The sequence below is a fragment of the Polynucleobacter sp. es-EL-1 genome (assembly GCF_018687975.1).
Lineage (GTDB): Bacteria > Pseudomonadota > Gammaproteobacteria > Burkholderiales > Burkholderiaceae > Polynucleobacter.
The window spans coordinates 1,347,815-1,366,007 of record NZ_CP061310.1 but is presented as its reverse complement, the minus strand read 5'-3'; the positions used below and the strand labels follow the sequence as shown (position 1 = coordinate 1,366,007).

Below are 18,193 nucleotides of genomic sequence, written 5' to 3'. Positions count from 1 at the left end.
GGCTGATGCGAATTAACTAAATCGTTTGAGATTAGCAATTCGTAATGGTGCAGGTGGGTGAGAGCTGTAAAAGGCTGTGTAGATCGGATCTGGCGTTAAGGTTGAAGCATTGTCTTGATACAGCTTTACCAAAGCCGAAATCAAATCCGAGGCAGAGGATTTCTCAGCGGCAAAGCCATCGGCCTCATATTCATGTTTACGTGACGCCAAACTAGACAGAGGTGTGAGGAAGAAGCTAAACACTGGTGATACCAGCATAAAGAGAGCTAAGGCAAGACCACCGTTATAGCCATTTGGGTTGGGAGTCACGCCGAGATCGCTATAGAACCATGGCTGAATACTAAGCCAACCCAAAGTTGCGAATGATAATAAAAATAGAATATACATAAAGATCAATTGTTTTCGATTATGTTTTTTCTTGAAGTGTCCTAATTCATGGGCTAAGACGGCTTCGATCTCTGCGGGCTCTAGTTTTTCAATCAAAGTGTCATAAAAGACTATGCGTTTCGCAGTACCCATTCCGGTAAAGTATGCGTTCCCATGGCTGCTACGCTTGCTACCATCCATCACAAATAGACCTTGGCTTACAAAATTACAGCGATTTAGCAGAGCCTCAATTTGTGTCTTGAGTGCGCCATCCTCTAATGCTTGAAACTTGTTAAAGATGGGGGCAATAAATGTTGGCGCTATCACCTGCATTACGGTTGCATATACAACAACAACACCCCAGGCCCAAAGCCACCAAAGGTCACCTGCTTTTTCCATGAGGCTCAGTACTACCCATAACAAGGGCACGCCAATTGCGCCACCTACACCAATACCTTTAAACATATCGCTAAAGAACAATCTGGTGTTCATGCGGTTAAAGCCAAAGCGCTCTTCTAAATGAAATTGTTTGTACCAAGAAAAGGGAATATCAATAATCCCAGAAATCAAAACAATGGATACCAACAAGGCAATTTGTTGGGCAATGCCTTCACCCAAGAGTCCTAAGAGCGCTGAATTGAGAAGTTGTAAGCCACCCAAAAGCGTAAAGGAAATGAGGATGATGGCACTGACACCATTCTCTAAAATACCCAAGCGTAATTTGGCGATCGTATAGTCAGCAGCCTTTTGATGCTCAGCTAAAGTAATCTGGGAGGCGAATTCTGCAGGGACCGAATCACGATGATTGGCCACATGGCGAATTTGGCGTTGAGATAACCAGTGGCGTAAACCAAAGCTGGCAACAAAGGCGATTAGAAAAACAATAGTGAATGTCATGAGATGATTATAGATATGAGTGAAAAAACAAGTATTCCGACAGCAAAATCTGCTCCCGCTAGCGAACACCTGATTTGGGTGGATATGGAAATGTCAGGCTTAGATCCTGAAAAAGAGCGAATTTTAGAAATTGCCGTCATTGTGACCGATGCCCACCTCAACACCATTGCGACCGCACCAGTTTGGGTTCTGCATCAAGAGGATGCCCTTCTTGAGGCAATGGATGCCTGGAATAAGGGCACCCATGGACGCTCGGGCTTGATTGATAAAGTAAAGGCATCGACTTTGGACGAGGCTGCCGTAGAGGCTCAATGTATCGCTTTTTTGAAGCAATACATCAAACCGGGGATTGCTCCCATGTGTGGCAATACGATTGGTCAAGATAGGCGCTTTATGGCCAAATACATGCCTAAGCTGGAGGCGTATTTTCACTATCGCAATATTGATGTCTCGACCCTGAAAGAGTTATGCAGGCGTTGGCATCCTGAATTAGTCAAGGGGTTTACCAAAAAGCAGGCCCATACTGCTTTGGCGGATATTGAAGAGTCCATTGAGGAGCTCAAGTATTACCGAGAAAAATTTATTATTCCGTTGCCGCAACCCGCTTAAAAATCAAAAGGCCCTCACTGGGCCTTTTTCTTGATCGCAAGGATATTTGGGCGATATTGAGATTTCTTAGGTTTTGACCGCACTTTTAGGTCTAAAGACTTTAATAACCGATTCGTGGGTTTGAACAATAGGGCCGCCAAACAATTCGATGCAATAGGGCACGGCGGCAAAAATACCGGGCACTATCGAATTTCCCTCTGCGTCTTTTAGGCCCTCAAGGGTTTCCTTGATGGATTTAGGCTGCCCTGGCAAGTTAATCACCAGAGCCGTATGCCCCTCGATTTCTCGTAAAACGGCTGTCTGCCGAGAAAGTATGGCGGTGGGGACAAAACGTAAGCTAATTTGACGCATTTGCTCGCCAAATCCGGGCATTTCACGGGTTCCAGCATTGATGGTGGCCTCAGGGGTCACATCTCTGCGGGCGGGCCCTGTACCGCCTGTAGTGAGGATTAAATCGCATCCCAATTCATCGCATAACTCCACAATGGTCTCGGTGATGACTTCACGTTCATCTGCAATTAAGCGCTCATGAAAAACATGGGGGGTACTGAGGGCGGTTATAAGCCATGTTTGCAGGGCGGGTATCCCTTGGTCGGCATAAACGCCTTGGCTGGCTCTATCAGAGATGGAGATGAGGCCAATTTTGATTTCATTGGGGGCAGAACGTGCCCAGGCTTCGGTATGCTTCATGTTTCTATTCTAGCTATTATTGGGATATGTTTACATACTCATCAAACCAGTTTCAAGAAATTATTGATTTCATGCTCAAAGAGGCCAAGAGAAGGGGGGCCTCCGATGCTGTTGCGGAAGTGTCTGAAGGCCAAGGGCTATCAGTGACGGTGCGCAAGGGCGAGGTGGAAACTATTGAGCAAAGTCTTGATAAGCAAGTGGGTGTCACGGTGTTCTTGGGGCACCGGCGTGGCAATGCCAGCACCAGCGATTTTTCCACTCAATCTCTTAAAGCAACAGTAGAGGCTGCGTATCACATAGCGCAGCATACGGCTGAGGATGTTTGTGCGGGACCAGCTGAAAAAGAATTACTAGAAAAAAATCCACTGGATTTGGATCTGTTTCATCCTTGGGATTTAGATTCTGCTACGGCAATAGAAATCGCTCGGTCTGCTGAAGGGGCTGCCTTTGCAGTGAGTAAGCAAATTCAAAATAGCGATGGTGCATCTGTATCCGCTCACCATGCCCATTTCATGATGGGGACAAGCCATGGTTTTATGGGTGGCTATCCATTTTCCCGTCACTATATTTCATGCGCTCCTATCGCAAATGAGGGTGGCAAAAAAGCACTCATGCAACGGGATGATTGGTATTCCAGCTCGCGCATTCCTGAGGAGTTAGCTGACCCACAGGCAATAGGAAAATATGCTGCTCAGCGAGCGTTATCTCGTTTGCATGCCAGATCATTAAGTACGCGTAAGTGCCCAGTCATTTTTGAGGCGCCCTTGGCAACTGGCTTACTGGGAAGTTTGGTTCAGGCGGTGTCAGGCGGTGCCTTGTATCGCCGCTCTAGTTTTTTATTGGATAGCCTTGGAAAACAAGTCCTTCCAAAGCACGTCAGCCTTTTTGAAAATCCGCATCTTTTGTCTTTAACTGGCAGCGCGCCATTTGATGAAGAGGGCGTGAAGACCTCGGCCAGAACGGTGGTGGATAAAGGTATTTTGCAAGGCTATTTCTTATCCACTTATTCTGCTCGTAAGCTGGGAATGAAGACTACTGGTAATGCGGGCGGTTCTCACCACCTCACTTTGCAAAGCAAGAAGACACCTAAAGGTGGCCTATCTGCTTTATTAAAGGTAATGGGCTCAGGACTTTTAGTTACTGAGCTAATGGGTCAGGGCGTGAACTATGTCACTGGAGACTATTCACGCGGCGCATTTGGTTATTGGGTAGAAAATGGAGAAATTCAATACCCGGTTGAGGGAATTACCATTGCTGGTAATTTGCGCGACATGCTTCTAGATATTCAAATGATTGGCAGCGACTCCTTAATTCGAGGCACCAAAGAGACCGGCTCTATTTTGATTGGATCTATGACGGTTGGCGGTAAATAAATTATAGAAATTGCAAAGGGATATTGATGCAAAGACGTTCATTTTTAAAGAAAGCTACCTTAGGCGCCGGGGCTGCTGCTTTATCTGCTCCAGCTATTGCGCAGAACTTACCAACGCTAAATTGGCGCTTAGTTTCTAGCTTTCCCAAATCATTAGATACCTTGATTGGCACCCCAGAGATTTTTGCAAAAGCATTGAGTAAGGCAACCAACGGAAAATTTAATGTCAAAGTCTTTGCTGCCGGTGAGATTGTGCCGGCATTACAGGTGTTAGATGCAGTACAAAATGGCACGGTTGAGTGTGGACATACCGCGAGCTACTACTACATTGGTAAAAATAGCGCCTTTATCTTTGATACAGCTGCACCATTTGGAATGACGGCTCGTCAACAATCAGCTTGGATGCTGCAAGGCAATGGGATGAAGTTAATGCGTGAGCTCTATGCCAGCTACAACATTGTCAATTTTTTAGGTGGTCAAACCGGCACGCAAATGGGTGGATGGTTTCGTAAAGAAATTAAGTCTCCCGAAGATCTCAAAGGCTTGAAGTTTCGTATTGCAGGCTTTGCGGGTCAAGTCCTCGCTAAGTTGGGTGTAGTGCCTCAGCAATTACCTGCCGGTGAAATTTATTCCGCTCTGGAGAAGGGTACGATTGATGCCGCTGAGTTTGTTGGTCCTTATGACGATGAAAAACTCGGCCTAGCTAAGGTCGCTAAAAATTATTACTACCCCGCTTTTTGGGAAGGGGCAGCTGGATTGTCCTTCTTAGTCAATAAAAAACAGTGGGACTCCTTGCCTCCTTCTTACCAGGCTGCGTGGCAAGCCGCTTGCTTTGAGGCTCATACTGACATGTGCGCTAAATACGATGCCTTAAATCCTCCAGCATTACAGCGCCTTATTCAGAATGGGGCAGTCTTAAGAAAGTTCAATACTTCGGTATTAGATGCCTGCTTTAAGGCTGCTCAAGAAACTTACGCAGAAGAGTCTGCTAAAAATCCACAGTTTAAGAAAATCTTCGAGGATTACCGCGTCTTCAGAAATATGGAGGCTCAGTGGTTCAGTGTTGCTGAGCAGGCTTTTGCTCAGTACAGTTTTGCTAAGAAACTGTAAAGATAGTGCAAATGATTTGAGGTGGAATAAAAAGGGCCCGAGTGGGCCCTTGATTATTTTCGCTCTAGCGTAATAAAGCTAAAGTGAATATCACCTTCAGAGGCTGGGGTTCTTTCAACTTCCTGCCACTGCTCTGGATGAGGGACTGTAAAGAAGGTATCGCCACCATCCACATCGATATCGATTTCAGTGATGAAGAGGCGATCCGCTTTTGGGAAAGCTTGTGTAAATAATTGCTCTCCGCCAATCACAAATACGCGGGGGAATTCATTCAAAGTAGCGAGTGCTGCATCCAAAGAGTTGACTACCTCTGCACCGGTTATCGTGAGATCTGCATTGCGGCTGACCACAATGTTACGACGTCCAGGTAGAGGGCGCCCAATCGATTCCCAGGTCTTGCGCCCCATAATGACGGGGTGACCCATCGTCACCTTTTTAAAGAACTGCAAGTCTGCAGAAATCTTCCACGGCATTTGATTGTCTCGGCCAATGACATGATTGCGTGAGCGAGCAACAATCATTGAGATAGCAGGTTGTGAAGTAGCGGTCATGGGATCAATTCAATTAAACAGCTACAGGAGCTTTAATAGCAGGATGGGATTCATAGCCGACGATTTCAAAGTCTTCGAATTCATAATCAAAAATGGAATCAGGCTTGCGCAATATGTTGAGCTTGGGTAGTGGATAAAAGTCTCTGGATAATTGCAGATCGACTTGCTCTAGATGATTGCTATATAAATGGCAGTCACCGCCAGTCCATACAAAATCGCCCACCTCAAGATTGCATTGCTGCGCCATCATATGTGTGAGTAGCGCATAGCTAGCGATATTAAAAGGTACGCCCAGAAAAATATCAGCACTACGTTGGTAGAGCTGACAGGATAATTTTCCATCGGCCACATAAAACTGAAAGAAGGCATGGCAAGGCGCTAAAGCCATGCGGGGAATATCTGCCACATTCCATGCGGAAACAATAATGCGACGGGAATCCGGATTCTTTTTAAGTGTTTCAACAACTTCTGCAATTTGGTCAATATGCTCACCATTGGGGGCGGGCCATGAGCGCCACTGATAGCCGTAAATGGGGCCGAGGTCACCATCAGGCGCTGCCCATTCATTCCAAATCGATACGCCACGCTCTTTGAGCCAATTGTTGTCTGTACTGCCTTTCAGAAACCATAGTAATTCAAGGATGATGGACTTGAGATGTAGCTTCTTAGTCGTCACCATCGGAAAGCCTTCGGCCAAGTTAAAGCGCATCTGATGACCAAAGATGGAGAGGGTGCCGGTCCCCGTGCGGTCAGATTTTTGGACGCCTTTTTCAAGGACTTCCTTCATGAGATGGTGATATTGATGCATGACGATATTGAGCTAAGTAATTGGGTTATAGGTAGAGCTTACTCGAATCTGGGTGGGTTGACCCCAAGCGCCTTATGGAGCTTTGGCGAGGTCGTGGTGTACTGGAGCTGAATCTGTTTTTCAGGGGCTAGGTACGCTGCAGCAGCAAAAGCAGCGAGAGCCGCCTCATGAAAGCCTGACAGAATAAGTTTTTTCTTGCCGGGGTAAATATTGATGTCGCCAACAGCATAAATTCCGGGTGTGCTTGTCTGAAAGCAGGCGGTATCCACAGCAATTTGTTTGCGATCAATATCTAAACCCCATTGCGCTATAGGACCCAATTTGGGTGATAAGCCATAAAAGAGTAACAGGGCATCGACGGGTAGCTGTTGCGTTTCCCCGTCAATATTGCTGACTTCAATGCCAGTTAAATTACCATCTGATTCTTCTAAGCTAGTAATTTGCCCGATACAGAGTTGAAGATCGCCAGCGGCACAGAGCGCACGCATTTTTTCTACGGATTGAGGGGCAGCCTTAAATTCATCACGACGATGGATTAGGGTAACGCTAGCGGCTTTGCCAACAAAGAAAAGCACCCAGTCAAGGGCGGAATCTCCCCCGCCGCAAATCACTATTTTTTTACCAGTGAATTGATCGGGATTTTTAACGCGATAGAAAACCTGTCGGTCTACAAATGCTTCAATGCCTTCAAGATTGAGCGTTCTTGGCTGAAATGCGCCAACCCCTGCAGCAATAAACACGGTCTTAGCTAAAAAGTGCTGATCTTGAGAGGTGCTCAGCAGAAAACGGCCATCTGCTTGTTTTTCAAGGCTAGAGACTTCTTGATTGAGATGAAACTGCGCTGCAAAGGGTTTGATCTGTTGCAGTAGATTGTCAACCAGCTCACGACCGGTGCAGACCGGAATGGCTGGAATATCGTAGATGGGCTTGTCGGGATAAAGCTCAATACATTGACCGCCTACTTCAGGCAGGGAGTCAATGACATGGGCTTTAATTTCTAGCAGTCCAAGTTCAAATACTTGGAAGAGTCCCACTGGACCGGAGCCAATAATGACTGCATCGGTTTCAATGGGGGAATGCAATTTACTTTACCAGCTGGTCAAGTTTGTTTTTAACCTCTTTCCACTCTTCCGCTTCGGGAAGGGCTGCCTTGGATTTGGTAATTGAGGTCCAACCAGGCGATAGTTCAGCATTGAGCTTGATAAATGCTTGTTGATCTCCTGGCACATCATCTTCTGCATAGATTGCATTTACCGGGCACTCTGGCACGCATACCGCGCAGTCAATACACTCGTCTGGATCGATCACTAAAAAGTTAGGGCCTTCACGGAAACAATCGACAGGGCAGACGTCCACACAGTCAGTGTATTTGCAGCGAATGCAGGCTTCAGTAACAACGTAAGTCATGATGGTATAAATGTAAGGCGCCCAAAGTATCAGCAGGCCGCCGAGTTGTCAAAACTCAATTTTATCCGATTCAAGTAAATTTTTAGGCAAAAAACCAATTTAGTTTTTGAGGTAAAGTCCCTTTATGAATACAACCACCAACCCCGCCCACCTAACCCGAAAACCTAAAATTTTGGTTGCCAGGGCCATATTTCCTGAAGCGCTGGCGAAATTAGAAGAGACTTTTGAGGTTCGCTCTAATCAGGCGGATAAAGTTTTCACCCCGCAGGAGCTGCAAAATGAGCTCGCCACGGTCGAAGGGGCTCTAGTTACTGGAAGCGAACGTATCGATGCTCAAGCCTTATCCCAAGCCGATCAACTCAAGATAGTGGCTAATATTTCCGTAGGCTATAACAACTTCGATATCCCGGCTATTACTGCGGCAGGGGTCATGGCCACTAATACCCCTGATGTTCTTACGGATACAACGGCGGACTTTGGCTTTGCTTTGTTGATGGCTGCAGCTAGGCGCATTACTGAATCCGAGCATTGGGTTAGAGCCGGCAAATGGGATCAGTGGTCGATTGTGAATAACCCATTGGGTATGGATTTAAATGGCAGCACTTTGGGCATTATCGGTATGGGGCGTATCGGTAAGGGAATTGCTCGGCGTGCACTTGGTTGTGGCATGAACGTGATTTATCACAATCGCAGTCGTTTGCCTGCTGATGAAGAGAAAGCTTATAGCGCAACATATGTTTCTAAAGAGGACTTACTCCGCACGGCAGACCATGTCATTCTCGTGTTGCCTTATACAGCAGAAAACCATCATACGATTGGCGCTAAAGAGCTGGGCTTAATGAAGCCCACGGCAATATTAGTAAATATCGCCCGCGGTGGAATTGTCGACGATGCAGCCCTAGCACAAGCTTTGCAAAACGGAACAATCTTTGCAGCGGGATTGGATGTTTTTGAAGGTGAGCCTAAGGTGCATCCTGAGTTGCTAAAGTGCAGCAACATCGTCTTGGCGCCACATATTGCTAGCGCAACAGAAAAGACACGAAGAGCGATGGTCGATCTTGCGATTAAAAATCTCACTACGGCACTGGCTGGCAACAAGCCACCAAGTTTGATTAATGCGGAAGCGTTTAAAGGCTAAATGATTGAGAATGAAGCTGACTGAGAAATCAGTCGGCTTCAATTTCTTCTGGGAGCTCTCTGAGAGCCAATTCAATCCCGCCAAATTTTCCGGCGACCCAGTTATATACTTTGCAAGCAATCCAAAGCAATCCAAAGCCCAAGATGGCATTTAAGATTAATGCTGAAAGAACTGTAAATCCGGGAATAGCACCATCACGTATGAAGGCTACAAATAAGGCTAACAAGACAATCGGCACTGAAAAACAGAGGTAAACCAAAACTAGGGTTTTGGCAGTATGCATGGGGTCTAAGAAGACAAGTTCTTTTTTACTAAGTTTCATGAGGTGCAATCTTAAAGCAGTCCGTCGAAAAGCGCCACATCTACCCAGTCCCCAGCAGCAACACTCCCTTGTTCATGATTGAGAATGACGAAACAATTTGCCTCACTCATTGAGCGCAAAATACCAGCACCCTGACTGCCAGTAATGCGCACGGTGGGCTGGCCATTGGCTCCGCGCTCCATGATGGCCCGCTGAAATTCAGTTCGACCAGGCTTTTTACGAATGGAAGTTTGGGCAATAGCCTGAGTCAAAAGGGGCTCAGTTTGACTTGCGCCATTGAGTTGCAGTAGGGCCGACCTCACAAACTGATAAAAAGTCACCATAACTGCTACTGGATTTCCGGGCAAGCCAAAAAAGAGCGTTCTATGCTTTGCACCAGATTCTGCGATAGGTTTTAATACCCCAAAAGCCATGGGGCGCCCTGGGCGCATCGCAATTTTCCAGAATCCAACATCCCCTAGCTCTTGCATGATTTGTTTGGTGAAATCAGCTTCACCAGCAGAAACTCCTCCTGAAGAGATCAGTACATCTGCTTTTGTAGCTGCCGCAATGAAAGCGGCTTTCAGAGATGCGGGATCATCCTGCACAATTCCGCAATCGATGATTTCTAAATTGAGGCGATTGAGTAAGCCGGTAAGACTATAGCGATTACTGTCATAAATACTGCCCGCATCAAGTGATTGACCAAGGGGCCGCAGTTCATCACCAGAAGACAGAATCGCTACCTTGAGTTTGCGATGCACTTTGAGTTCCGCAATTCCCAGGGACGCAGCAAGACCAAGATCGGAGGGGCGTAATAGGCGACCAGCTGAGATGGCAGGTTTGCCACACTGCAAATCTTCACCAGCAAGGCGTCTATTCTCGCCACGCTTTAATTGGCTTTGCTGAAAAGTAACTATCGTGCTGTCGCCCTTACTTGTTGCGCTAGTAAATTCTTGCGGGATAACAGTATCGCAATCGGGAGGCATTAATGCTCCAGTCATAATCTTGAGACACTCTCCTTGGCCGATGCTTCCTTCATAGGGCTTGCCTGCAAACGCAGTTCCCACTACTTTAAGTGTGATGTCTGGGTCTTGAGTCTCTAGACAGTTGCCATTAAAAGCATAGCCATCCATTGCCGAGTTATCGGCTGCAGGAACATCAATCGGCGAGAGCAAATCTTCAGCCAAAATTCGGTTAATTGCTTGATCTAAAGAGACAAGCTCGATATCACCCACGGCGTTTCGGATGCGGGACTCGGTGATTAAATCGTTGACTAAGCCAGCAATAGCCTTGCGAGCATCATCAACATGTAAGGAGGGTGTCAGTAAAACAGGGCTATTGGGAGAAAGAGGATTGGAGTTACTCATGGAGATACTTTTTCTAAGGCCTCTAGTTCTTCTGGTGTGTTGACATTGGCAAAAGCAAGTGCATTTTCAAAAATGACAGTGCCGCTATGAAGTTCTTTAAACCAGCGATCAATTTTCAAATCACCCTTGTTAAGGAAGTTCGTCAATGAGTCGCGTAAATTACTGCGCATTAAACAGAAAACAGGTTGCGCCCAAGCCTTGCCATCTTCAAGCGATGAAGCATAGACTAAATCTAGATTGTGTAATTCCAGTTCTGTCACCATTTTTTCTGCAAGATCGCTTGGCAGTAAAGGGGAGTCGCAAGGCGAAGTTAATAGATAGGGTGTTTGGCAATGCTTTAGGCCAATAGAAAAGCCAGCCAAGGGACCAGAAAAGTCTGGCGTTTCATCCATGATGACTGGATATCCATAATGGGCATACTTCGTAATATTGCGATTGGCATTAATGAGAATGCTAGCCACTTGTGGTTTTAAGCGCTCAATGGCAGATTCAATCAACGGTTTGTTATGAAAGGGTATGAGGCCCTTGTCAATGCCGCCCATTCTTTGGGCGCGGCCACCTGCCAAAATAAGTCCAGTAATTTTTTTGGAAGAATTCATCATCCGCCGATGTATGACATTTCTACTTTTCTAGCACCTTTGGTGCTAGGCGTATTCGATCCTCTAATTTCAGAATAGTGATCATCGCGACCAGACCAGGTGTTCATAATCGCATTGGCAATCTCTAAATCAGATTTTCCTGAGCGCAGTAATGTTTTGAAATCAAAACCTTCATTCGCAAATAAACAAAGATAAAGTTGGCCATCAGTTGAAATGCGCGCTCGAGTGCACTCATGGCAAAAGGTTTGAGTAACGCTTGAAATAAAACCAATCTCACCAGAACCATCTAGGTAGCGCCAGCGCTGAGCAACCTCACCAGGGTAGTTGGCTTCAATTGCTTCAATGGGAAACACAGCATTGATGCGATCGGCCACTTCTTGAGAGGGGAGAACTTGAGACATATCCCAACCATTAGAGCTTCCCACATCCATAAATTCAATAAAGCGCAGTGTGACACCGCTACCCTTGAAATGTTTGGCCATGGGAATAATCTCTTGGTCGTTCGTTCCCTTTTTAACCACCATATTAACTTTGAGATTGGTAAAGCCCACTTCTTGAGCGGCAGCTATTCCATCTAGTACGTCGGTAACCGGAAAATCGACATCATTCATTTTCTTGAAAATGTCATCATTCAAACCATCAAGGCTAATAGTGAGACGTTGTAAACCTGCTGCTTTGAGCGCAGCAGCTTTTCTACGCAAGATACTGCCGTTGGTAGTGAGCGTTAAATCCAGAGGCTTGCCCGCTGTTGTCCGAATCTTCGCGAGCATTTCCACCAGGACTTCTAGATTTTTACGTAGTAAAGGCTCTCCTCCGGTAAGGCGAATTTTCTCAACGCCAAGACCGGCAAAGATCGTAGTTAATCGCGCGATCTCTTCAAAACTGAGAAGATCCTTGTGAGAAAGGTAGGGGTAGTTAGAGTCAAATACTTCCTTTGGCATGCAGTAAGTGCAGCGAAAGTTACAGCGATCAGTAACTGAAATGCGCAGATCCCGTAATGGTCGTCCACGAGTGTCTGTCGTCAATCCATTGGGGGCAGTAAGCTGCCCAGGAATGGACGGCGTAAGGCCTTTACCTTCATCTAAACGAATGGGGATGACTTTTTCAACCATGGCTAATTATGGCTGTGAAACGGTATTTCTGCCAAACTGCCAAATATCCTTGTGGGATAAATGACAGTCTGGAGAAAATGTTTTAAACCGCTTTTTCTTGGCCGCCAGTTTCCACCAGAATCATAGGGCCTTCTGAGAGACTAACTGGCGCTTTAGGCGTTCTGCCTAAATGGAGGGTTTCAGGCTCAGCTTGAATCTGCGATTGCGCTTGAGCATGTTTGCCCGCATCCGTTGCAACCCAAATCATGCCAGCAGATTGAACAACGCTATGGAGCGGAGTTTCTTCTAATGCCTGAAATGATACTTTTGGGAGAGCCGGCATCGGTTTGGTAATCACCTCAATGCTACTGACAGCAACTGCTACAGCGCTGACTGTCTGAGTGCTTGGTGTCTGAGCATGGTTAGCGTTAGGCCGATTCTCTGTGCGTGGTGCACGTGGCTCTCTTGGCGTACGTGGTGCACGTTCCTTCGGAGCGCTAGCAACTGCATTAAAGCTCTTGACAATGTTCTGAATTGGCATCGATGCAGATGCGCCGGCCATTCCTACTGGTGGGCCTGAGAAAGCAGTTGGAGCTTGCGCGCCTGATGCAACACCGGCTTCACCAGTATTTTCAGTACGCTCGCCACGTTCACGTTGACCACGTCCGCGACTACGGCGATTACGACTACGTCCACGGCGCTCTTCGCCCTCTGCGCTCGGAGTAGCTTCTGCTCCAGAGGCAGCTTCAGTTGCTGGAGTTACTGCAGCTGGATTCTCTGGTTTTGGATTATTTTGATTGCGATTGCCGTTGCGGTTACGACCCTCTTGACGAGGGCGACCACCATTGGCTTCACGTGGAGCAGCACCTTCAGCATTGGATGGTGAGCCTTCTGCAGAACGTTCGCCACGATCATTGCGATCACCACGACGACCGCGATTGCGATTGCGATCGCCATTGCGATTATTTTGATTGCGTCCACGCGGTGCACTTGGGGCTGGTTTTGCTTCTGGTGCTGGTGAGGAAGAGAACAGTCGCTTGATAAATCCAAAAATTCCACCGGTACTAGTAGCTTCGACTTGCGATTTTTCAGCACGTGCAGGACGTGGCTGGCTTACTGGGGCTGGTGCATTAGGAGTGATCCCCTTCACAGCAGCTTCAGGACGGACTTTCACATCTGCATCTTTGCGGCTAACAGCAGTATCGGTTTCGAGTTCGCTGGCAGCTTCTTGGGCCATGACATAACTGGCTTTTTGGTCATCTAAGCGCGGATCATCGTGACGTAAGCGCTCTAACTTGTAGTGTGGCGTTTCTAAATGCTTATTCGGGATCATTAAGACATTGACTTTGAAGCGAGTCTCAATCTTGATCACTTCAGGACGCTTTTCATTCAACAAGAAGGCAGCCACTTCAACTGGTACTTGTGTATGAATAGCGGCTGTGTTTTCTTTCATCGCCTCTTCTTGGATGATGCGCAAGACTTGTAATGCAGAGGACTCGGTGTCACGAATGTGGCCAGTACCGTTACAACGTGGGCAGGTTACATGGCTGCCTTCTGAGAGGGCAGGGCGTAAACGCTGGCGTGACATTTCCATGAGGCCAAACTTGGAGATCTTGCCCATTTGAACGCGGGCACGATCATGACGCAGCGCATCACGTAAGCGATTCTCAACATCCTTTTGTGCCTTACTCGATTCCATGTCAATGAAGTCGATCACAATCAAACCACCTAAGTCACGTAAACGTGCTTGGCGAGCGATTTCATCGGCAGCTTCTAAATTGGTACGTGTAGCAGTCTCTTCAATATCAGAGCCACGGGTAGCGCGTGCAGAGTTGACATCTACAGACACCAAAGCTTCGGTATGGTCAATCACGATTGCGCCGCCGGATGGTAATGGCACAGTACGTGAGTAGGCAGTTTCAATTTGATGCTCAATTTGAAAACGTGAGAATAGCGGCACGTCATCCTGATAGCGTTTTACTCTCGGTAAATTATCTGGCATGACAACAGACATAAATGCCGCAGCTTGCTCATAGATGTCATCGGTGTCGATCAAAATCTCGCCAATATCTGGCTGGAAGTAATCGCGGATTGCCCGAATGACTAAGCTAGATTCAAGATAAATCAGTAGGGGGGCAGAATTGCTTTTAGCGGCTTCATCAATGGCACCCCATAACTGCATGAGGTAACTTAAGTCCCACTGCAATTCAGTAGCATCGCGGCCAATACCAGCGGTACGGGCAATGATGCTCATGCCGTCTGGTACTTGTAATTGAGACATTGCCTCACGCAGTTCTTGACGGTCTTCACCCTCAATGCGGCGAGAAACGCCACCACCACGAGGATTATTTGGCATTAAGACCAAATAACGACCAGCTAAGGAGATAAAAGAGGTGAGGGCGGCGCCTTTTTGGCCACGCTCTTCTTTTTCTACCTGAACAATGATTTCTTGGCCTTCACGTAAGGCATCTTTAATGGAGGCATTGCGAACATCAATACCTTCCTTAAAGTAGGTTCTTGCAACCTCTTTAAATGGCAAAAAGCCATGACGCTCCTCGCCGTAATTTACAAAGCAAGCTTCGAGCGAAGGCTCAATGCGGGTAATAACACCTTTGTAGATATTGCCTTTGCGTTGTTCGCGACCGGCAGCTTCGATATCGATATCGATGAGTTTTTGACCATCGACGATGGCAACTCGCAACTCTTCTTGTTGAGTTGCATTAAATAACATGCGTTTCATAACACTCTCCTATTGGGGAGTGAGTCGTTGCGCGCTGCGTTAGGGACAGATTAAGCACCGCTTGGGGCATAGCCCATTGGCGGTTTTGGAGTGTGGATCAAGCAAATCCAGGCATCTTTTACCTAGTACACCGAATTCAATGGTTGTTAAACCGGTGCCACACTTGACGATCGCCGCAGAGACCTCCTTTAGGTCATCAATGCAGGCGCGCGCCTGAAAACTGTCTTCTAATCGCGGGTCGCGGCATACGGCACACTAACCCTGCGCCTCATTACAACGGGGGAGGGGCAACCCCGGGAGTCTATTAAGGGCGACTCCAAGCTCCACGATTCAAACCTGACTTCAGGTTGGGATCTGGCCAATAAATTGGCTAGAGCGTTGATTATACGGCACAAGTTGAACGACAATGGGGTATTGTTGAGTCCCTTGTCGACCACTGTCGAGGTGACAAGAGAGATAAATCATGAAATCCGAACCCATTTCCAAGCCATTGGCAGCAAAAACAGCTACTGCAGCTGCAGTACATCTTCAGACCATCGGTCCTGAGGAGGCGGGTCAGCGCTTGGACAATTACCTGCTGCGTTGGGCTAAAGGGGTTCCCAAAAGCCACGTTTATCGCATTATTCGCTCTGGAGAAGTTCGGGTAAACAAGAAGCGTGCTGAGCCAACTACCCGTCTAGTTGAGGGTGACATTGTTAGAGTGCCGCCCGTCAGAATTGCCGAGCCAGCCCAAATGGCAGCCGTCAATACTGCCCAAACTAAGTCCCGAGCTCAAGGGTATTCCGACAAAATGCCGATTTTGTTTGAAGATGAAGCCTTGCTGATTGTGAATAAGCCCGCCGGCTTGGCTGTTCATGGCGGCTCTGGTATTGCCCTTGGAGTCATTGAAACTTTACGGATTACGCGTCCGGAGCTGAAATTCTTGGAATTGGTTCATCGACTGGACCGCGACACCTCGGGTGTTCTACTTTTGGCAAAAAAGAGAAGTGCTTTGGTGGAGCTACATCGTCAAATTCGAGAGGGGCAGACAGATAAGCGCTATTACTTGCTAGCCCACGGTGAGATTGCGCAAGGTCCAGGTGTAATGCAGCTGAAGTACCCACTGCACAAATACTTATTGGCCAATGGAGAGCGCCGCGTGCGGGTTGATCCAGATGGCTTGCCAAGTCACACCGCCTTGCGAGTCACTAAAGTAATGAAGCGGGAAGATGCCACCATTACCATGGCAGAAGCTCAGCTGAAGACGGGTCGCACCCATCAAATTCGGGTACACCTACAAAAACTGGGCCATGCTATTTTGGGTGATGATAAATATGGCTTTGAAGATCAAGATAAGGCAATCAAGTCAAAGCGCCTGTACCTTCACGCTCACTTGGCCGGCTTTACCCACCCACGCACCGGCGAGAAGATGCGTATTGAATCCCCACTGCCAGCAGAATTTACTGCCATGATGAAAACCTTTGAGGCAGCTAGCAATGATTGAAGAGTCAAAGCCAGATCGTCGTTATGACTGCATTGTGTGGGATTGGGATGGAACGATTATGGATTCCACGCCAACCATCGTGCAGTGCATTCAGCAAGCTTGTCGCGATTTGGGTTTTAAAGAACCCGATGATTCCTTAGCCAGTTCAGTAATCGGCTTGGGTATTCAAGATTCATTACGAAGAGCAGTGCCTTGGATTGAGCCAATGCACTTCCCTAAATTAACCGAACGTTTTCGGTATCACTATTTGGCCAAAGACCACGAGCTACATTTGTTTCCCGGCATACGTGAATTATTGGACGGTTTGCGTGAAGATGGCTATTTATTAGGCGTTGCTACCGGCAAGTCTCGCGTGGGTTTGGATCGCTCTTTGCAGCATCATCAAATTGGACACCTGTTTCATGAGACTCGTACTGCAGACGAATCTTTCTCGAAGCCTCACCCGGGAATGCTCTTAGAGTTATCGGATGTGATGCAAGTGCCCACACGTCGCATGCTGATGATTGGTGATACCACCCATGATTTAGATATGGCCGCGAATGCTGGAGTAGATGCTGTCGCTGTGACCTACGGAGCGCATCCTCCTAGCACCTTAAAAGAAGCGCCATCACTGGCCCACGTTGACGATGTTGCTCAACTTGCGCAATGGCTTAAAGATAATCTCACTGTCACTAAGGAATAAAAGACATGGATCAAAATCAATCTGAGAATGCTAACCAAAACTGGGAGCGTCAGGCGCTTGAGCATTTATTGCTAGAGAATTTAAAAGAGACTCGAAAGGCGCGTCGTTGGAAGGCGGTTTTTCGAGTTCTGACATTGATTGTATTTGTAGGTGTGATCCTCGCAATCTTTGATTTTGAAGTGCCTGGTGGTCGTATGGGTACAGAGAAACACACCGCACTCGTTTCTCTTGAGGGTGAGATTTCATCTAGTTCGATGGCAAATGCACTCGATATCAATTCTTCCTTGACAGCTGCATTTGAGAATGAACATAGTGTTGGCGTGGTGCTGCGTATTAATAGCCCTGGTGGTTCACCAGTACAAGCCGGCATGATCAATGATGAGATTGCACGTTTACGCAAGCTTTATCCAAACAAGCCGCTACACGTAGTGGTTGAAGATATTTGCGCATCTGGCGGCTACTATGTTGCAGTGGCTGGCGATCAGATTTTGGTGGATAAGGCGAGCCTCGTTGGATCCATTGGCGTCATCATGGAAGGCTTTGGTTTCACTGGATTGATGGAGAAGTTGGGTGTAACTCGTCGCATGATTACGGCTGGATCCAATAAAGGGATGCTAGATCCTTTTTCCAAAGAAAATCCACAGCAGGTAGAAATGCTGAAAACCATGATCGATGAAATTCATCAGCAATTTATTGATGTAGTGAAAGCAGGGCGCGGCGATCGTTTGAAAGAAACACCGGAGATGTTCTCAGGACGTGTTTGGAATGGAGAGCAAGCCGTCAAAATTGGTTTAGCTGATGGTTATGGGACAGTGGAAACCGTAGCGCGCGATATCTTTAAAGCTCCTGATATCTTGGACTACACCATGAAAGAAAATTTCGCCGAACGGGTTGCCAAGCGTTTTGGTGCTGAGGTTGGTGCTGCAGCTGGTAAGGCTTTAATTAAGACACCCGATCTCAAGTAAAAAAATATAGATAA

18 protein-coding genes are annotated in these 18,193 nt (G+C 47.1%); 7 read left to right on the top strand and 11 right to left on the bottom strand.

The window, feature by feature from the left end:
• Positions 1–12: 12 nt before the first annotated feature.
• Complete coding sequence (locus FD974_RS06990; RefSeq protein WP_215363796.1) at positions 13–1,263, bottom strand: M48 family metallopeptidase; 1,251 nt, start codon at positions 1,261–1,263, stop codon at positions 13–15.
• A 15-nt stretch (positions 1,264–1,278) separates the two neighbouring features.
• On the opposite strand from FD974_RS06990, the gene orn reads away from it, so the two are divergent.
• Positions 1,279–1,872 (top strand): oligoribonuclease, encoded by a 594-nt coding sequence (gene orn / locus FD974_RS06985; protein ID WP_215363794.1) that lies wholly within the window; start codon positions 1,279–1,281, stop codon positions 1,870–1,872.
• 66 nt (positions 1,873–1,938) lie between these two features.
• Here orn and mog read toward each other — a convergent pair whose 3' ends face one another.
• Positions 1,939–2,562, bottom strand: coding sequence for a molybdopterin adenylyltransferase (mog, locus tag FD974_RS06980; protein WP_215363792.1), 624 nt, complete (start codon positions 2,560–2,562; stop codon positions 1,939–1,941).
• Between the two features lie 71 nt (positions 2,563–2,633).
• Between mog and pmbA the strand changes: the two genes are divergently transcribed.
• Entirely contained in the window at positions 2,634–3,935 is a 1,302-nt protein-coding gene (gene pmbA / locus FD974_RS06975) for a metalloprotease PmbA (protein WP_371817136.1), read from the top strand.
• Positions 3,936–3,961: 26 nt separating this feature from the next.
• On the top strand, positions 3,962–5,044 hold the full coding sequence (locus FD974_RS06970) for a TRAP transporter substrate-binding protein (RefSeq protein WP_215363787.1): 1,083 nt from the start codon (positions 3,962–3,964) through the stop codon (positions 5,042–5,044).
• 53 nt (positions 5,045–5,097) lie between these two features.
• Here FD974_RS06970 and FD974_RS06965 read toward each other — a convergent pair whose 3' ends face one another.
• Genes FD974_RS06965 through fdxA form a run of 4 tightly spaced genes read right to left on the bottom strand, consistent with a single transcriptional unit; the run spans position 5,098 to position 7,810 of the window.
• Positions 5,098–5,595 carry a dihydrofolate reductase gene (locus FD974_RS06965; RefSeq protein ID WP_215363784.1) on the bottom strand — a complete coding sequence of 166 codons (498 nt, stop codon included), beginning with the start codon at positions 5,593–5,595 and terminating at the stop codon, positions 5,098–5,100.
• A gap of 13 nt (positions 5,596–5,608) precedes the next feature.
• On the bottom strand, positions 5,609–6,403 hold the full coding sequence (locus tag FD974_RS06960; protein ID WP_215363781.1) for a thymidylate synthase: 795 nt from the start codon (positions 6,401–6,403) through the stop codon (positions 5,609–5,611).
• A gap of 38 nt (positions 6,404–6,441) precedes the next feature.
• The gene (locus FD974_RS06955; protein ID WP_215363776.1) at positions 6,442–7,485 is read right to left on the bottom strand and encodes an NAD(P)/FAD-dependent oxidoreductase; all 1,044 of its coding nucleotides are present in this window, start codon (positions 7,483–7,485) and stop codon (positions 6,442–6,444) included.
• A gap of 1 nt (position 7,486) precedes the next feature.
• Positions 7,487–7,810, bottom strand: coding sequence for a ferredoxin FdxA (gene fdxA / locus FD974_RS06950; protein ID WP_215363773.1), 324 nt, complete (start codon positions 7,808–7,810; stop codon positions 7,487–7,489).
• Positions 7,811–7,934: 124 nt separating this feature from the next.
• On the opposite strand from fdxA, the gene FD974_RS06945 reads away from it, so the two are divergent.
• Positions 7,935–8,948 (top strand): D-glycerate dehydrogenase, encoded by a 1,014-nt coding sequence (locus tag FD974_RS06945; protein WP_215363770.1) that lies wholly within the window; start codon positions 7,935–7,937, stop codon positions 8,946–8,948.
• 28 nt (positions 8,949–8,976) lie between these two features.
• Here FD974_RS06945 and FD974_RS06940 read toward each other — a convergent pair whose 3' ends face one another.
• From FD974_RS06940 to FD974_RS06920, 5 genes are all read right to left on the bottom strand, one after another.
• Positions 8,977–9,270, bottom strand: coding sequence for a hypothetical protein (locus FD974_RS06940; protein ID WP_215363767.1), 294 nt, complete (start codon positions 9,268–9,270; stop codon positions 8,977–8,979).
• An 11-nt stretch (positions 9,271–9,281) separates the two neighbouring features.
• Positions 9,282–10,619 carry a gephyrin-like molybdotransferase Glp gene (gene glp / locus FD974_RS06935; protein WP_215363761.1) on the bottom strand — a complete coding sequence of 446 codons (1,338 nt, stop codon included), beginning with the start codon at positions 10,617–10,619 and terminating at the stop codon, positions 9,282–9,284.
• Positions 10,616–11,218, bottom strand: a complete 603-nt coding sequence (gene mobA, locus FD974_RS06930; RefSeq protein ID WP_215366749.1) for a molybdenum cofactor guanylyltransferase MobA — start codon at positions 11,216–11,218, stop codon at positions 10,616–10,618. Before mobA ends, glp begins: the two co-directional genes overlap by 4 nt.
• Positions 11,218–12,330, bottom strand: a complete 1,113-nt coding sequence (gene moaA / locus FD974_RS06925; RefSeq protein WP_215363759.1) for a GTP 3',8-cyclase MoaA — start codon at positions 12,328–12,330, stop codon at positions 11,218–11,220. Before moaA ends, mobA begins: the two co-directional genes overlap by 1 nt.
• Positions 12,331–12,412: 82 nt before the next feature.
• On the bottom strand, positions 12,413–15,049 hold the full coding sequence (locus FD974_RS06920; RefSeq protein ID WP_215363757.1) for an Rne/Rng family ribonuclease: 2,637 nt from the start codon (positions 15,047–15,049) through the stop codon (positions 12,413–12,415).
• A gap of 463 nt (positions 15,050–15,512) precedes the next feature.
• On the opposite strand from FD974_RS06920, the gene FD974_RS06915 reads away from it, so the two are divergent.
• From FD974_RS06915 to FD974_RS06905, 3 genes are read left to right on the top strand one after another with little or no spacing between them, the layout of a single operon-like run.
• Positions 15,513–16,532 (top strand): RluA family pseudouridine synthase, encoded by a 1,020-nt coding sequence (locus FD974_RS06915; protein WP_215363754.1) that lies wholly within the window; start codon positions 15,513–15,515, stop codon positions 16,530–16,532.
• The gene (locus tag FD974_RS06910) at positions 16,525–17,214 is read left to right on the top strand and encodes an HAD-IA family hydrolase (protein ID WP_215363752.1); all 690 of its coding nucleotides are present in this window, start codon (positions 16,525–16,527) and stop codon (positions 17,212–17,214) included. Before FD974_RS06915 ends, FD974_RS06910 begins: the two co-directional genes overlap by 8 nt.
• 5 nt (positions 17,215–17,219) lie before the next feature.
• The gene (locus FD974_RS06905) at positions 17,220–18,179 is read left to right on the top strand and encodes a S49 family peptidase (protein ID WP_215363749.1); all 960 of its coding nucleotides are present in this window, start codon (positions 17,220–17,222) and stop codon (positions 18,177–18,179) included.
• The last annotated feature ends 14 nt before the right edge of the window (positions 18,180–18,193 follow it).